Annotated in this window: 17 protein-coding genes; 2 read left to right on the top strand and 15 right to left on the bottom strand. The window is 44.0% G+C overall.

Annotated elements, in window-relative coordinates; all coding sequences use genetic code 11:
* Nucleotides 1-50: 50 nt before the first annotated feature.
* Nucleotides 51-413: a DUF1798 family protein gene (locus AWH49_RS18645; RefSeq protein ID WP_018393753.1), complete on the bottom strand. Its 363-nt coding sequence runs from the start codon at nucleotides 411-413 to the stop codon at nucleotides 51-53.
* A gap of 20 nt (nucleotides 414-433) precedes the next feature.
* Nucleotides 434-676, bottom strand: a complete 243-nt coding sequence (locus AWH49_RS18640; RefSeq protein ID WP_018393754.1) for a hypothetical protein — start codon at nucleotides 674-676, stop codon at nucleotides 434-436.
* 285 nt (nucleotides 677-961) lie between these two features.
* On the opposite strand from AWH49_RS18640, the gene recU reads away from it, so the two are divergent.
* Complete coding sequence (gene recU / locus AWH49_RS18635; RefSeq protein ID WP_063966901.1) at nucleotides 962-1567, top strand: Holliday junction resolvase RecU; 606 nt, start codon at nucleotides 962-964, stop codon at nucleotides 1565-1567.
* Between the two features lie 26 nt (nucleotides 1568-1593).
* Entirely contained in the window at nucleotides 1594-4251 is a 2658-nt protein-coding gene (locus AWH49_RS18630; RefSeq protein WP_063966900.1) for a PBP1A family penicillin-binding protein, read from the top strand.
* Nucleotides 4252-4300: 49 nt separating this feature from the next.
* Here the strand turns inward: AWH49_RS18630 and AWH49_RS18625 are convergent, their stop codons facing one another.
* The 13 genes from AWH49_RS18625 to bshA form a co-directional block, all read right to left on the bottom strand.
* Nucleotides 4301-4771: a YpoC family protein gene (locus tag AWH49_RS18625; RefSeq protein WP_063966899.1), complete on the bottom strand. Its 471-nt coding sequence runs from the start codon at nucleotides 4769-4771 to the stop codon at nucleotides 4301-4303.
* Nucleotides 4768-5424: an endonuclease III gene (gene nth, locus AWH49_RS18620; protein ID WP_018393758.1), complete on the bottom strand. Its 657-nt coding sequence runs from the start codon at nucleotides 5422-5424 to the stop codon at nucleotides 4768-4770. The genes AWH49_RS18625 and nth overlap by 4 nt, the downstream gene beginning before the upstream one ends.
* Before the next feature lie 12 nt (nucleotides 5425-5436).
* Nucleotides 5437-6123, bottom strand: a complete 687-nt coding sequence (locus AWH49_RS18615) for a DnaD domain-containing protein (protein WP_034285927.1) — start codon at nucleotides 6121-6123, stop codon at nucleotides 5437-5439.
* 103 nt (nucleotides 6124-6226) lie between these two features.
* Nucleotides 6227-7420, bottom strand: a complete 1194-nt coding sequence (locus AWH49_RS18610) for a pyridoxal phosphate-dependent aminotransferase (RefSeq protein ID WP_063966898.1) — start codon at nucleotides 7418-7420, stop codon at nucleotides 6227-6229.
* 17 nt (nucleotides 7421-7437) lie between these two features.
* Entirely contained in the window at nucleotides 7438-7932 is a 495-nt protein-coding gene (locus tag AWH49_RS18605; protein ID WP_063966897.1) for a cell wall elongation regulator TseB-like domain-containing protein, read from the bottom strand.
* Nucleotides 7933-7938: 6 nt separating this feature from the next.
* Nucleotides 7939-8109 carry a YpmA family protein gene (locus AWH49_RS18815; RefSeq protein ID WP_018393762.1) on the bottom strand — a complete coding sequence of 57 codons (171 nt, stop codon included), beginning with the start codon at nucleotides 8107-8109 and terminating at the stop codon, nucleotides 7939-7941.
* A 50-nt stretch (nucleotides 8110-8159) separates the two neighbouring features.
* The gene (gene dinG / locus AWH49_RS18600; RefSeq protein ID WP_157723782.1) at nucleotides 8160-10964 is read right to left on the bottom strand and encodes an ATP-dependent DNA helicase DinG; all 2805 of its coding nucleotides are present in this window, start codon (nucleotides 10962-10964) and stop codon (nucleotides 8160-8162) included.
* 76 nt (nucleotides 10965-11040) lie between these two features.
* On the bottom strand, nucleotides 11041-11424 hold the full coding sequence (gene panD, locus AWH49_RS18595) for an aspartate 1-decarboxylase (protein ID WP_018393764.1): 384 nt from the start codon (nucleotides 11422-11424) through the stop codon (nucleotides 11041-11043).
* Nucleotides 11409-12281 (bottom strand): pantoate--beta-alanine ligase, encoded by an 873-nt coding sequence (panC, locus tag AWH49_RS18590; RefSeq protein WP_063966896.1) that lies wholly within the window; start codon nucleotides 12279-12281, stop codon nucleotides 11409-11411. Before panC ends, panD begins: the two co-directional genes overlap by 16 nt.
* Entirely contained in the window at nucleotides 12278-13117 is an 840-nt protein-coding gene (panB, locus tag AWH49_RS18585) for a 3-methyl-2-oxobutanoate hydroxymethyltransferase (protein ID WP_063966895.1), read from the bottom strand. The genes panC and panB overlap by 4 nt, the downstream gene beginning before the upstream one ends.
* Nucleotides 13118-13363: 246 nt before the next feature.
* On the bottom strand, nucleotides 13364-14338 hold the full coding sequence (locus AWH49_RS18580) for a biotin--[acetyl-CoA-carboxylase] ligase (RefSeq protein ID WP_063966894.1): 975 nt from the start codon (nucleotides 14336-14338) through the stop codon (nucleotides 13364-13366).
* Nucleotides 14323-15516 (bottom strand): CCA tRNA nucleotidyltransferase, encoded by a 1194-nt coding sequence (locus tag AWH49_RS18575; RefSeq protein ID WP_082862950.1) that lies wholly within the window; start codon nucleotides 15514-15516, stop codon nucleotides 14323-14325. The genes AWH49_RS18580 and AWH49_RS18575 overlap by 16 nt, the downstream gene beginning before the upstream one ends.
* Nucleotides 15509-16651, bottom strand: coding sequence for an N-acetyl-alpha-D-glucosaminyl L-malate synthase BshA (gene bshA, locus AWH49_RS18570; RefSeq protein WP_063966893.1), 1143 nt, complete (start codon nucleotides 16649-16651; stop codon nucleotides 15509-15511). Before bshA ends, AWH49_RS18575 begins: the two co-directional genes overlap by 8 nt.
* Between the last annotated feature and the right edge of the window lies 1 nt (nucleotide 16652).

Below are 16652 nucleotides of genomic sequence, written 5' to 3'. Positions count from 1 at the left end.
ATGCTAGTTTAACGAACAAACGCTCTTTTTGAAAGCAAAAAAAGAACGCCTTATAGCGCTCCATCTTGTTTCAATATTTTTTCAAGCGATTCAAGCACGTATAACGCGGAATCTGCCGATTGAATAAATTTTGCTTTGCCAGTGTCAAAAAAATGTGCGTATGCACCGACGCGGCGTGCATTATCCGCCGTTTGTGTCACTTGAGCCGCATGTACATATTTTTGTGGATTTGTTTTCAGCCAGTCGAGCGCGGATTGTTCCCATGCATCGGCCACTTTGTCCATTTCGTCAGCAAATGGCTTCACAACACTGAAAAAATCAGCTACTTCCTTTGTTTCTCTCCGCTCTTCATAAATTGATTTTGCTTTATGGATAAGCGTTTGAAGTGTTTTCGTCTGTTCAATCAACTGCACTTCCTACTACCCCGTTTCGTTTACATTGACCCTGCCGCTGGTTTTAACGTAGACATGAAAGAAGGTATGTCCGGTTCGCCACATAAAAAGCGAGCGCCTTCTTCTACAAGTAACAGCCTGTTTTGAATGCGTTCTTTTTGCACCCGCATTCCGAATAACTGTCGATGCCGTTCAGCTGCTACTTTTGTGTGTACGAGTTTTTCCAGTTCCAGCGTCTCTTGTTCAATCTCGGCTAATCGTTCCATCCATTCTTCTTTTGTCATGATCGTCTCCACCCCTTTGCTGTGATAATGATAGGTATTCGCACTTCTTTGTGTAATCCCTTCCTTGTCGACAAAACAAGTTATCACCCGGCAAAGAAAGAAGGATTTCGACAATTATTATAGAAATGGCCTGGCTTTCTTATGCATATGCTAGCTACTATTATAGTAGCCGAATTACGTAGATTATTCAATTCTTAATGGGAAAAAAGCAATAAGGCTTTCCAAACAGGCGATTTGCTCATTCATGTGGTACAATATGTATGGATTCAAGAGGAGGGAAAAAAGATGGCTATCCGCTACCCAAATGGCAAAAAACATACGTATCCGGCACGTCTAAATCAATCTGAAAAGCCACTGAAAGACACCACCTTCAGCAACCGGGGCATGACGCTTGAAGAGGATATCAATACGACGAATTCGTACTATTTAAATCGTGGGATTGCGGTCATTCACAAAAAACCTGTCCCCATCCAAATTGTCCGCGTCGATTATCCGGTTCGAAGTGCAGCTGTCATTAAAGAAGCTTATTTCAGACAGGCGTCCACAACGGATTATAACGGGGTATACAAAGGAAAGTACATTGATTTTGAAGCGAAAGAAACGAAAATTGCGTCGTCTTTCCCGCTCAAAAACTTTCACGAACATCAAATCAGTCATATGAAACAGGTAGAGTCACACGGGGGCATTGCGTTTGTCATCATTCGCTTTTCCCAATTGGACGAGCTCTTTTTTCTACCTTTTCAAGTGCTGTATACGTTCTGGTGCCGAATGATTGAGGGTGGACGCAAATCGATTGCGAAAAAAGAACTCATTTCGTGCGGTACCCCTCTCAAGCTCGGATTATCGCCTCGAATCCCTTATTTGGATGCGGTCGAAAGCATATATTTTTAACTTTTGAAAGTGAGGAAATAAGACACATGTCTGAGGAATACAAATCGAGAACTGAAAAGAGGAGCCAACAACGAAAAAAAACGGCTCATTCAAGAAAAGTACCGAAACAGAAAAAAACACCTACTAATAAAAAGCAGTCGATTATTAAACGTATTTTACTTGCGCTCGTACTGCTTGTCTTTTTAACACTTGCAGGAGGCGCGGGATTGTTTGCTTACTTTGTAAAGGATGCACCGGAATTGGATGATGCGCTGCTTCGCGATCCTATCTCATCGAAAATTAATGACATGAACGGCGATCTTATTACGAATATTGGCTCTGAGCGGCGCGATTATGTCCAATATAAGGACATTCCTGTTCTCATGCGCGACGCTATTTTGGCGACAGAAGATGCTCGCTTTTTTAAACATAAAGGGATAGACCCCATCCGGCTTGCCGGCGCCGTTGTGAAAAATGTGACAGAAGGATTTGGCTCCCAGGGCGCCAGTACAATTACTCAGCAGGTTGTGAAAATGTCATATTTAGATTATGACAAAACGCTGAAAAGGAAAGCGCAGGAAGCATGGCTTGCATATAAACTCGAAGAAGCCTATTCAAAAGAAGAGATTTTTGAAATGTATGTAAATAAAGTGTATATGTCTAAAGGAATAAATGGCATTAAAGCTGCTGCTGATTACTTTTTTGGCAAAGAGTTAAGTGAATTGACCTTGCAGGAAGCCGCCTACATTGCTGGTATGCCACAAAGTCCAAATAATTATAATGCCAATGAGCACCCAGAAAATGCAGAAAAACGAAAAGACATCGTTCTTTCACTTATGAATCAACACGATAAAATTACGCAGTCAGAAATGCAAGATGCTCAAAATCAAGACATTACTGATTCTTTAATTGAACCAGTGAACAAATCAGAGGTATCAAAAGAATATGACTCCTATGTTGACCTCGTTGTTGAAGAAGTAGATAAAATGGGCTACAATGCGTATTCAGACGGCTTAATCATTGAAACAACACTCGATAAAGACGCACAGTTGTATATGAATAAATTGTTAAACAGCGATGAATTCATTAACTATCCGAATGAATTGTTCCAAGCTGGGATTGCCCTCACAGATACACAAACTGGTGAAATACGCGCTATTGGCGGCGGTCGAAACCAAGAAGTACAGCGTGGTTGGAACTATGCAGTTGATTCTCAGCGTCAGTCCGGATCCGTCATTAAACCGCTCATTGATTACGGGCCGGCAATTGAACATTTGAAATGGTCGACGTATGAACAAATTGACGATAGCCCGCTCAATTATTCCAATGGCGGACCATCTGTCGGAAATGCCGGCGGTTCGTACGCCGGAATGATGACGATGCGCGAAGCACTCGTACGATCGAAAAATACGCCAGCGGTTCGTACGTTGAAGGAAGTCGGATTTGAAGATTCATTTAAATTCCTGTCGGGACTCGGCATTGATATGAAGAACGAATATGAATCGTATGCGATCGGTGCTAATGACGGCGAAGATGCGATCTCCCCTCTTCAATTGGCCGGTGCATATGCCGCGTTTGGCAATGGCGGTACGTACAATGAGCCGCATACCGTGACAAAAATTACGCTTCCGGATGGTACGGAAATTAAAAGCGAATTTAAATCAGAATCAGCCATGAGTGATTACACGGCCTACATGATTTCGGATATGCTAAAAGACGTTGTGGACCATGGAACCGGAAGAGCAGCGAATATCCCGGGTCTCCCTGTTGCCGGTAAAACAGGAACAACAAACTATACAGCAGACGAATTAGCAAAGTATGACATCCCATACAGTGGATCACCGGATGCTTGGTTTGTTGGCTACACGACGAATTATACAGCCGCTGTCTGGACAGGATATGAAAACCGGACAGAATATTTATCCACAGAAAGCCAGCAAATTGCAAAAGAATTGTTTAAACAGTTAATGACGGAAATATCATCTGATGTAGAAACGGAAGACTTTGAAAAACCGGACAGCGTCGTTGAACTGGCTATTGTTAAAGGATCCAATCCGGCCCAAATTGCTGGAAACGGTGTATCGGACAGTGATAAAGTCTATGAGTTGTTCGTGCGCGGTGCACAGCCGAAACGGACAGTACAAAAAGTGAAAGAAAAAGAACCGAAAAAAGAGCCTGTTGAAGATGATACAGAAAAACCAAAGCAGGAAGAAGAGACAACATCTGGTGAAGTAACCGGATTAAGTGCTTCAGCTGACGCGGGCGGCAATATCTCTGTCTCTTGGTCGTTCAGCGGCAGTGGCGCCTCATTTAGCGTGACGAACGGAGCTGAAACGCAGTCGATTGGCGGATTTTCTACCGTATTTGGCGGCGGGCAGCCCGGTCAGACCTACTCGATTACAGTGACAGCGATTGTTGATGGTCAAAGCGTTGACTCCGCTTCTACATCGGTAACCATTCCAGGCGGCCAAACCGTGGAGCCAGAAAACCCTGTTATAGAACCAGAAGAACCAACTACAGTACCAGAAACACCAGAAGAACCAACTACAGTACCGGAAACACCAGAAGAACCAACTACAGTACCAGAAACACCAGAGGAACCAACTACAGTACCGGAAACACCTACTGATAATGGTAATGGTAATGGAAACAACAGCGGCAGTACGCAAAGTAACAGTATTAGGGAACCCGCAGAAACAGAATAAAAAACAAAAGAGCGTCTATATAGAGCATTTGCTCCGTATAGACGCTTTTTTATCGCTTACGAATGGCATTTACTGCTGCCGCCTTCCGTAATTCAGACATCAGTTCGACCAACTGTCGAAACGCCGCATATGTGTAAGGTCCGGCGACAATAAATTGAAATCGTTCGCGAAAATTAATCGGTTTTATGCTAAGCTCCGCTTCTCTTTGCTTCCAGACAGCAGGAGCTGCTGGCGAGCCATTCACCCAGAATAGCGCCATGAAAAAAAGAGCCAGCAGAGCGTTCATCTCTTCCTGCACATCTTTTTGACGCTGGCGGTGCTTTTCCTTCACAGCAGCTACAAGTCGTTCCCATATCGGCAACAACTCTGGCAGCCCATGTTGCTCTTTTAGCCACGGTGTTTTTTCACCGGTTAATTCATACAAAAAATAAGGATATTCATCAAGCTTTTCTGGGAGCGATATATGCTGTTCTTCTGAAAAAAAACGGAGCGACTCCGGCAATATGACTATTTTCTTCACGCGCCAGCCTTCCGCTTCATTCGCTTTTTCCCTTCCCGGCATAGATTTAAAAGCGGGCATTCCGGGCAGTTCGGAGACTGTGCCTTACAATGATAGCGACCAAAGAAGATCATCCGGTGATGTGTCACCGACCATTCATCCATCGGAATTTTCTTCATCAATGCCGCTTCCACTTCAGTCACATTGTCTTTCCAACGACAAAATCCAAGTCGTTTGGAGATGCGTTCCACGTGCGTATCAACCGCGATCGCCGGTACACCAAATGCAACGGATGCCACCACATTTGCTGTTTTACGGCCGACGCCTGGAAGTTTTACGAGTTCATCCTGTGTTTCCGGAACAATCCCATTCAACTCGTCAATCATCATATGCGACAATTTTTGAATGTTTTTCGCTTTGTTTCGGTACAAGCCGATCGAGCGAATGTCTTGCTCCAGTTCTTCGAGCGGCACCGCTATGTAGTCTTCCGGTGTTTTATATTTTTCAAATAACCCTTTCGTCACTTTGTTGACGAGTACATCTGTACATTGTGCAGATAGTAGAACAGCAATGACAAGTTCAAACGGATTCGCATGGTTCAGTTCGCAATGCGCATCTGGAAACATCTCGCCAAACGTATCGAGACAATGATGAATTTCTTTTTTTGTCAGCATATCAAATTCTCCTTACTGCTCAAGCCAATTGTAAAATGGAACAGCATTTTCAGAACGTGTTACCTGCTCTGTTCCAGTTGGTTTACGGAATTTCCGCCCTTGCTCGCGCGCCTGATCCACTGTTTTAATGCCTTGCTTTTTCCACTCAAATAAAATGCGGTCTATATAGCGGAAATTCAGCTTCATTGACATCACAGCTTCACGAAGAGCCGCTTTAATAACCGACGGATCGTGTGCATCCTGGTCAATCCAGAGCGCCAGCGTTTCACATTCAATTGCTGAGAGCGGCCGGCCAAATTCTTCTTCAAACAAGCTGTATAAATCTTTTTCTGCTGTCATCGCCTGTTGCAATGACTGTCCGCGTGCATCAGATTCAAAAAGAGCAGCAATCTTGTTCCAGAGCGGTTTTAATGAATAAAATTCATAGCCGGTCTGATCACCTTGTTCAATAGCCACCACTTGCTTTTGAATCATTTTTTTTACGCAAGCTGCACAATCGGAAGACGAAATCGTCATCCGTTCCGCAAGGTTTTCAAAACTTGGAAACAATATGCCTTTTTGAGTAAACGAATAAATGTGCAACAACACCATCATCTCTTTTTCATCGATTTGCAGCCGTTTATAGTTTTGGAGAAGAACGTTCGGAATGCTTGTCATCCCATCTTCCATCCAGTTCATTAATAGCTCTTTTTCTTTCATTTTCCATTCCACCTCGAAAACTTTTTCACTGGCATTGTTTCATATTATACTAGCTGACACATAAAAAGAAAAGCCGCCCGAATGGACAGCTTTGCTAATAATGTTACCCTTTTTTGTTATTGTTAACGTAATCTGCAATGCGCTGTGTTGCTTTTTCAAGCAATTCAAGTGATGTTGCATAAGAAAGACGGATGTTTTCAGGCGTTCCGAAGCCGCTTCCCGGTACGACCGCTACATTTGCTTCTTCAAGAAGAGCCGTAACAAAGTCATCTACACTTGCATGACCCGTCAATTTCGCCGCCTCTGTCACATTTGGATACAAGTAAAATGCACCTTGTGGTTTCAAGCATGTAACACCTGGAATAGCTGTTAACTTTTCATAAATAATGTTCAGGCGCTCTTGAAATGCTTGTTTCATCTCTTCAACTGGCGCTTGAGTCTCTGTATAAGCCGCAATGGCACCGTATTGGGATGTTGTTGTCGGATTTGATGTAGAATGGCTTGCAAGGTCTGTCATCGCTTTAATGACCTTTGCGTTACCCGCAGCATAGCCAATGCGCCATCCCGTCATTGAGTGAGATTTTGATACACCGTTAATAATGATCGTCTGCTCTTTTAACTCTGGAGACAATTCTGCAATCGAAATGTGTTTGTTGTCGCCATATACTAGTTTTTCATAAATTTCGTCGGATACGACCCAAATATTTTTACGGAGTGCCACTTCACCAAGTGCTGTTAGTTCATCCGCTGTATAAAGCATGCCTGTTGGGTTTGATGGCGAGTTGATAATCACTGCTTTGGTTTTATCTGTGATCGCTGCTTCTAATTGTTCAGGCGTAATTTTGAAATCATTTGATTCTTTGCCGTCTACGTATACTGGAATACCATCTGCAAGCTTTACCTGCTCCGGATAACTAACCCAGTATGGTGTTGGAATAATGACCTCATCGCCTTCATTTAAAATAACCTGGAAAAGGTTGTAAAGCGCGTGTTTTGCACCTGTTGTTACAATAATTTCATTTTGTTTATATGTAATACCTTGATCTTCTTTAAATTTGCTAATGATAGCATCTTTCAGTTCCGCAAGGCCGCCCGCCGGTGTATATTTTGTCTGTCCCTCTTTCAATGATGCATATGCTGCTTCAATAATGTGATCTGGCGTATTAAAATCCGGTTCGCCAGCGCCAAGACCAATGATATCGATTCCTTGCGCTTTCATTTCTTTCGCTTTCGCTGTAATGGCAAGCGTTGCTGAAGGGGTAAGTGCTTTAACTCGTTCTGCTAATTGTACATCCATTTGAATTCTCCATTCTATTATATGTTTTCGATTTTTCTCCACCATTTTCCGTTCGTAAACGATAAATAGTAGTAATTCAAATTACCTTTTTCATTTTCAAACGTGAACAACCAGACAGGGGTTTCTTTCTCAATGCCAAGTGTGAGCGAAAGAATCTCTGCATTGCCCGCTTCCTTCTTGAAGAGATTACGCGCTTCTTTTTCTGTTACACCTGTATCAAGTGGTTTAATAATCGGTTCTGACTTGCCATCCTGCGCTATCCAGACGGCGACATTTTTGCCGTTTTCATCTTTCCCTGTCGCCGCATAAAAGACATCCGTACTCTTGTACAGATACACCTCTTCCACTTCTGTGAGAGCAGCTTTTTCCTTCACTTCCTGTACAGCGGTCGCTTTTTCTTTTTCATACGGTTTTTGTGCATTATTATACATGATTCCAATTATTAGCGCAACAACAAGGATCGGAACTCCGATTATTAATAGCCATTTTTTAAAGTTTGTTCGTTTATTCATCGCTTCTTACGTTCTATAAATGGTGAAAACGGCTTTCGTTTCGTCTTCTGCATCAAGCGCCAGACCAAACATTAAATTTTCACGCTTCAGTGTCCGATTTAACGTATCCACGAGCTTATATAAATCACCGCTATTTTCAACCGTTACGGTCGACAGTACATCAATTTTCGACTCCATTACAACCCCTCCTGTTGGCATTATAGCAGGAATATCCACTCTTTATACAGTTATTTTTCATTTGGGAGCCACTTCTCAATTAGCTCCATTGTACCGGCAATATCTTCTTCAACGGCCGCTACACCTGGGATCGACTGTAAAAAGGATTTTCCATACCGGCTTGATACAATGCGCCGGTCAAAAACAACCGCAATCCCCCGGTCAGACTGCGTGCGGATCAAACGTCCGAATCCTTGCCGGAAGCGGATAACCGCCTGCGGAAGTGAATACGCGGAAAATGGATTTTTCCCTTCCTCCTTCAACTGCTTGCTTTTAGCCGCTACAAATGGATCATCCGGTGGTGCAAACGGGAGTCTAACGATAAACAAGACAGATAAATCTTCACCTGGAATGTCGATCCCTTCCCAAAAAGCGCCAGTTCCGAGCAAAATCGATTTGTCATACTGACGAAAATTTTTCGTTAGACGTGTAACACTTCCATTCGTAATGCTCTGCGCAATAATCGCATAATCGGCCAGCAGTTCTGTTTCTCGAATATAATCATATGTTTTTTTTAATATATCAAATGATGTAAACAAGACAAGCATTCGTCCACCGGCTGCTTCTGCTGCGGCGATAATATAATTGGCCACTGCAGCCGCATAAGCTAAACTGTCCACATCTTTCACTTCCGGCACATCATTCGGAATGACGATTCGACAGTGATCCGCATAATTGAACGGCGATTTGAACACGTATTCATCATATGAAAACGCAGACAAGCCAATTTCATGTGCAAAAAACTGAAATGAATCTTCAACGGTCAACGTTGCCGACGTAAACACGACATGTTTACGTTCAAGCAAATAATTGCTAATGAGCACGCCTGCGTGAACAGGCTGTGTGCGCATAGTCAATGTATTTAATAAAGACCGAACGTCGCCTTCCATCCAGACAACTTCGCGATCATCCGGGCGAAATACAAGTTCAAACAAACACTCATTCCACTGGCGGCACCGCTCGATTAGTGTCGCTGTATCATCGACAAACAACTCATCACGCGCAGGCATCTGTCCACGAATTTGTTCAATAGGGGCTATTTTTTTCGATAATTCTTCAGTGAACAACGAAAGATCTTTATAAATACGCTCCGCTCCCCATTCGATTTGCTGCCATTCGGCCGTTTGGCGCTTCTCTTCATCAATTGCCAACTGTCTTTTGGACTGTGCCATCCATTTCGTTTTTTGTCCGAAGAAAGCCCCTATCAAGGCAAACCACTCCTCCGCTTCCACTAAAACAGATGACATCCGCTTCGTTAGTTCAACAGAAGACGGAACAGATAGATGCTTTTTCTCTATTCTCATGATCTGATAAAGTAGCCTCTTCTCATCCGGCGTACCCATTTTCCCAAGCAAAAATTTCAATTGTGAAAGTGATAGTTCTTTTCCGAGCCGTTCACGTGCTGCTTTTTCAAACTGATGTGCTTCATCGACAATAACATGCCCATTGTTTGGCAAAAGCGGACGCTCTGCTTTCATATCAGCAATTAAAAACGAATGATTCGTGACAATTATATCCGCATTTGTCGCTACCTCTTTTGCGTACCCAAAAAAGTCATGTGCACGCCACGCCTGCTTCGCTTTATTCATATAATCATCTGCCTGACACACTTCTCCCCAAAGAAGAAGTCCACCTGAAGACAAATTTAATTCATCTCCGTCTCCTGTCATCGTTTCAAGCAGCCAGACAAGAATTTGCATTTTCGCGATCGTCCGGTCGTAATTCGTCTCTCGTTCTCTTAGCGCCCGCACAAACCGCGACAAGTCAAGATAATGACGTTTTCCTTTTAACACGGCTGCCTTCACATCAAATGGAAGCATCGTCTGCATTTTTTTCAGCTCGCGCTCAAGAAGCTGATGCTGCAATAAAACAGTATACGTTGAAATGATAACCGGCTTGCCTGACTGCCTGCTTTTATACACACTTGGCAAAAGGTAAGCTAGTGACTTTCCAGTTCCAGTGCCCGCTTCAATGACTGTGTGGACACTGCTTTCAAGCGACTTCTGCACCGCTTTCATCATCTCCATCTGACCAGGACGGCGCTCCATGCCAGGTACCCCAGCTAATAACGCCCACCTTGCTTCCACTTCTTCTGGAAATGAAATCGACTTATCCGCCTTCCGCTTTACTGGCCGTTCTTTTTTTCGGAGAGCAAGGCCCCTGTATACCGTCCATTCTGCTGGCAGCGTTTCAATACGCTTTTTTTTCTGCACAGCAATACGCGTGAGCAGGACGTGAATATCACTTTTCAGTCCAACGGCCAGTTTTGCAAGCTGCTCAATCGTCACAAGCGGCAATTGCTCAAGCCGCTCCATTAACTGCAAAAAAAGCTGTGCTGTTGCATAGGCATCACTGTCGGCACGATGCGGCTGTCCATGATTCAACTGAAACTGCTCAGACAAATCACCGAGCTTATAGCTGTCCGATGTCGGCAGTACAATTTTTGATAGTTCCACCGTATCGATTACAAGCCCCTCAAATGATGGGTAACCGGCGGCGGCAAACTCACTATTTAAAAACGTTAAATCAAACGTCACATTATGTGCGACAAAAACGGACGCATCCATCCACTCGTTAAAAAGACTAGCTTTCGCTGAAAATGGCGGCGCATCTTTTACCGTTTCCTCATCGATCCCTGTCAACTCTTGAATAAACGGTGGAATCGGCGCGTTCGGGTTTAAATATGTATCATATTGTTCCGTTATTATTCCTTTTTCAATGGCAACGAATGCCGCCTGCATGATGCGGCCTCCGCTTGCATAAGAATGACCGGTCGTTTCAAAATCAGCCACCACAAATCGTAAATCATTGATCACGGCAAACACACCTTTTAATAAATTCCTCTTCAGTTTACCATAAAAAAGACCGCTTCACGCACAGCGGTCTGAAAGGTTACATAATGGTTGCGGCCGGCTCTTGATGTAGCATATCCGCAATGTGATTGTTTTCGTCCATAATCAACACGTTTGGTTTATGATCTTTCACTTTTTCTTCCGCGACCATCACATACGAAATAATGATCACGGTGTCCCCTGGCTGCACGAGACGCGCTGCTGCTCCGTTTAAGCAGATAACGCCGCTCCCCCGCTCGCCTGGAATGATATACGTTTCAAGACGCGCACCGTTATTATTATTCACGATTTGCACTTTTTCGTTTGCCATCATACCGGCTGCATCGAGTAAATCTTCATCAATCGTAATGCTGCCGACATAGTTTAAATTTGCTTCTGTCACTGTCGCACGGTGAATTTTACCGTTCATCATTGTTCGAAACATGACGCTCTTCCTTTCACAGTTAAGATGACATTATCAATCAACCGAGCATTTTTATATTGAACAGCCGCCGCTATCATGATCGTTCCCTCTATTTCACGCACCGGTTCAAGCTCCGGATACGAAAGAATTTCTACATATTCTACTTCCGCGCCTGAATGGTCATTCAAATAATGAATGGCCTGTTCTTTTAAACGGCCCACGTTTGTTTCACCAGCCTCAAGTGCTTCTTTCACATGAGATAAAACCTTGTAAATCGCCGGCGCTTTTTCACGTTCTTCCGGCAGCAAGTACACATTACGCGAGCTTTTCGCAAGTCCGTCTTCTTCTCGTACTGTATCAACACCAACGATCGTAACACGCACATTGAGGGAATCGACTAAACCATAAATAACCGCCAGCTGCTGTGCATCTTTTTTACCAAAGTACGCCTTATCTGGCTCAGTTATATGAAATAGCTTTAAGACAACGGTTGCGACACCGTCAAAATGACCTTCCCGCTTTAATCCGCATAATGCGTTCGTCCGTTTTTTCACCGTTAACACGACTGCTGGCTCGTCTGGATACATGTCGTCAACAGATGGCATAAACAAGTAATCAACGCCCGCACTTTCCGCCAGTACTGTATCGCGTTCCGGATCACGTGGATACCGCTCGTAATCTTCATTCGGACCGAATTGAAGCGGATTGACGAAAATAGACATAATGACAACATCATTTTCCTTCCGCGCCTGTTTCGCCAATGTGATGTGTCCTTCATGTAAAAACCCCATTGTCGGCACGAAACCGATGGTCTGTCCGTTCTTTTTTTCCATGTGGACAACGTCTTTTATTTGCGCCACCGTTGAGATCACTATCATGATTGCACACCTCCATACAGCTGATCAAGTTCATCTTCATTCATCGTAAATGCATGTTCAGCAGCCGGGAAAACGCCGGCTTTTACATCTGTCACGTACGACTGAATAGCCGGTACACCTTGATTATCAAAATCCGCATAGCTTTTCACAAATTTTGCCGTGCGCCCGACACCGTAGCGCATCAGATCATGATAGACAAGGACCTGTCCATCTGTTTTGGCGCCCGCACCAATGCCGATAACAGGTATTTGCAGCGTTTTTGAGACAGATTCAGCCACTTGATGCGGCACACACTCAAGTACCAGCATAAACGCACCGGCCTGCTCCATCGCTTTCGCATCAGCAAGGAGACGATGGGCCGCTTCAGCTGTTTTCCCTTGTACTTTATATCCACCCATCACTCCGATAGACTGAGGCGTTAAACCAAGATGGGCACAAACCGGTACTCCCGCAGCCGTTAACTCACGAACACGATCGACAATATCACCGGCTCCTTCTACTTTTACCGCATCTGCTCCTGCTTCTTGCATCAGTTTTCGTGCCGCTTTCATCGTTTCTTCTTTGTTCACATGATACGTCATAAATGGCATATCGGTAATCGTAAATGTTTCAGGTGCACCACGCTTTACTGCTTTCGTATGATGAATCATGTCTTCAAGCGTCACCGATACGGTTGACTCGTAGCCAAGAACGGTCATACCTAATGAATCACCGACAAGAACAACATCTACTCCACCTGATTGTACTTGTTTTGCTGATGGAAAATCGTAGGCGGTGACCATGGCAATATTTTCATTATTTTCTTTCATTTGGATAAAATTGGCTGTGCTTTTCATCTGTTCGCCCTCCTTTTAAATTAGAGGTGACGAAACAATATAAAAAGGGTCCTCAGCAAAAAGGCAGAAGGACCCGTTCAATACGGCTTAAATGTTTCGACCCTCTGTCCCTGTCCATATGGATCAAGGCAGTTTACGTCTTATTAAGTAAGATTTCATTTTCACTTGTTTAACCGGTGCAGCTCACTTGATACCGCCTGATTTAAGTTCATTATAACAGGGTGTGTATTTTTTGACTACGATAATTTACTGTTCGATTTCAATATCGGCTGAATAAATATCATGAATGATTCCATTTTCATCTTCCAATTTCAAAACACCATCATCGGTAATGCCAAGCGCTTTACCACGGATTGTCCCCGTGACGGTGCGTGCAATAATGTGACGTCCGATTGAAATGGCATATGACTCCCATTTCTCTTTAATGAGACTGAATCCGTTCGTCATATATTCATCGTAATACGTCTCCAGGTTTTTCATAATTGCTTGAACAATTTTTGCACGCGAGACCGTTTCCCCTTTTTCAATCGCAATCGATGTTGCAATATCAGCAAGCTCTTCCGGAAATTCACGCTGGTTCACGTTCACACCGATGCCGATGATAATCGAGCGGATATGATCAGAGTCTGCTTGCAATTCAGTTAAAATACCAGTGATTTTTTTCCCGTTTAACAACAGGTCATTCGGCCATTTAATGGACGGCATGACACCTGTTGTATCACGAATTGCTTCTGTAACGGCGACTGCCGTAATAAGCGTAAACTGTGGCGCTTTAAAGGGAGGCAGTTCCGGTTTTAAAATGATACTCATCCAGATGCCTGTATATTTTGGCGACTGCCATGGACGCGCCATCCGTCCTCTTCCCTCTGTTTGCTCTTCTGCGATGACGAGCGTGCCTTCTTCTGCTTCTTCCGCAATTTGATGCGCTTCTTTTTGTGTTGATTCCACGCTTTCTTTAAAGACAATCCGCTTGCCTAAACGGTTTGTTTCAAGTCCGATCAGTAATTCATTTTCACTCACTTTATCTGGCTTGGACGTAATACGATACCCTTTTTTTCGGACCACTTCGAGTTCGAATCCTTCTTGGCGAAGTGATTCAATATGCTTCCAAACCGCTGTGCGTGAGCAGCCGATCATATCAGCAAGCGCTTGTCCGGATACGAATTCGCCGTCCGCTTTTGAAAAAGCTTCAAGTAACGTATGCTTTACAGAAGATTGCACGACCGCAACCACTCCTTTATTTGTTCTTTCTTATTTTCAATTTCACGATTCACAACCGCTTTTTCGGATAATATGAGACATTCTTTAATCCAAATGCCTCGTTGTTTTCCGCTCCACTCCATTAAATCAGAACCCGTTATGTCTAGTTCATCCCTGTCTTTGATCGGCAGTGCTTGCCAGTGGGCAATGACGTCTGTTGATTTTGATTCACGTCCATCAAGCACTGCTTCTACTTCAGCACAGTCAACTGCTGCTTCAAGCTGTGCCTCGTATAACAGAACATCGTGCCAGCCTTCTGCACGCACTCTTCTTAATGTACGAACACCTTTTTCAATTCGTTTAATCCGTTTCGCTGACATGCGCCAGTTACGCAAAAAGTCTGTTACGTGTCTGTCAGTTGCTTCATAAGCGATGAGCAGCCACATTTGATCCGCGTTTAATGACTTTAACGTTCTTGCCTTCATTTGGACAAGTGCTTTTTTTTGACTGGAAAGACCAGGTAGAAACAGAAAAAGGCCTGTCTCAATGAGGACAGATAATCCTTTCTCTTTAGCTAAGCCGGCGAATAGCTTATCCATTTCATTCAGTTTTCGTTCAACCGCAATGTGCGACAACAGCGGCGCATATTCTTTCATTGCCTGCCTCGTGTCCGAATCAAGTTCGAACGAAAGCTGACTGACAAATCGGGCGGCACGCATGATACGGAGGGCATCTTCTGAGAATCGCTCTGATGCATCTCCAACGGTCCGAATCATTCGGTTGTTCAAGTCTTCCCTTCCATTAAATGGATCGATAAACTGCCCATTGGACGTCATAGCCATGGCATTCATCGTAAAATCACGGCGCTTTAAATCTTCTTGCAGCGACCGAACGAACTGGACATCATCCGGCCTTCTAAAATCACTGTACGTGGATTCTGTGCGGAATGTGGTCACCTCGAAACTGTGACCATTAAGCAGAATAAGAACGGTTCCGTGCTCAATCCCAACGTCTACTGTGTGAAGAAAGACGGTTTTGACTTCATCCGGTGTGGCGGATGTTGCGATATCTACGTCATGAATGGGTCTATTTAAAAAAAGATCTCGAACTGCTCCTCCCACAAAGTACGCTTCATAACCGGCCGATTCAAGCGCCTGCAAGATCGGGAATGCTTCTTTAAAAAAAGGATCGTCAATCATAATCATTCTCCTTTAAAAGACGATCATACACCCGTTCATATTGCTCTACAATATCCGCTGAATGAAAACGTGTCTTCACCGTTTTAATGGCCTCGTTTTTTACTTTTTCATACAACAATTGATCCGTTAACAGTGCTATAGCCGCTTCGCTAATCGCTTCAATGTCGCCAATCGGACGGATGAAACCATTCTTCCCATCATCAATCACTTCTGGTATCCCGCCCGCGTCTGTTCCGACACATGGCACACCGCACGCCATTGCTTCAAGCGCAACGAGACCGAAGCTTTCTTTTTCAGACAAAAGCAGCTTCAAGTCGCTAATCGCATACAGTTCTGCTAAATTGTCCTGTTTGCCAAGATAAAGGACACGCCCTTCAAGTCCGAGCGCTTCGACAAGCCGGCAGACGACTGTCATTTCAGGGCCATCGCCGATGAGAAAAAGTTTCGCAGGCATTGACTCCGCAATACGGGCAAATACATTGATAACATCTGTAACCCGCTTCACTGGCCGGAAGTTCGACACATGAATAATGACTTTTTCACCGTCTTCAATGCCATACTCTTTTTTCAAATGATAAATCGATTCCATTGGCCGGTAGACACGTTCATCAATAAAGTTGTACACCGTTTCAATGCTTTTCTCAGGCGCAATCAGTTCCTTTGTCTGGCTTACAAGTGAATGAGACACAGCGGTGACCGCATCGGACTGTTCAATGCCAAATTTAATTGCCTGCGTGAGCGATGAATCAGATCCGAGCACCGTAATATCCGTTCCGTGCAGCGTTGTCACAATTTTTACGTTTGATTTCGCCATTTGTTTTCCTAGAATCGCACAAACCGCATGCGGAATGGCGTAATGAACGTGCAATATATCGAGCTTTTCCCGTTCAATGACATCCGCCATTTTGCTGGCAAGCGCAATATCATATGGTGGATATTGAAAAACGGAGTATTGATTGACGTCCACTTGATGAAAGAATATATTATGATACATCCGGTTCAGACGGAATGGAACGGCCGATGTAATGAAATGAATGTTATGTCCCTTTTCTGCCAGCAGCTTTCCGAGCTCCGTCGCTACAACGCCCGAGCCGCCGACAGTTGGATAGCAAGTTATACCAATGTTGAGTCTCATC

The sequence above is a fragment of the Domibacillus aminovorans genome (assembly GCF_001643235.1).
Classification (GTDB): domain Bacteria; phylum Bacillota; class Bacilli; order Bacillales; family Domibacillaceae; genus Domibacillus; species Domibacillus aminovorans.
This window is presented reverse-complemented; position numbering and strand designations above follow the sequence as displayed.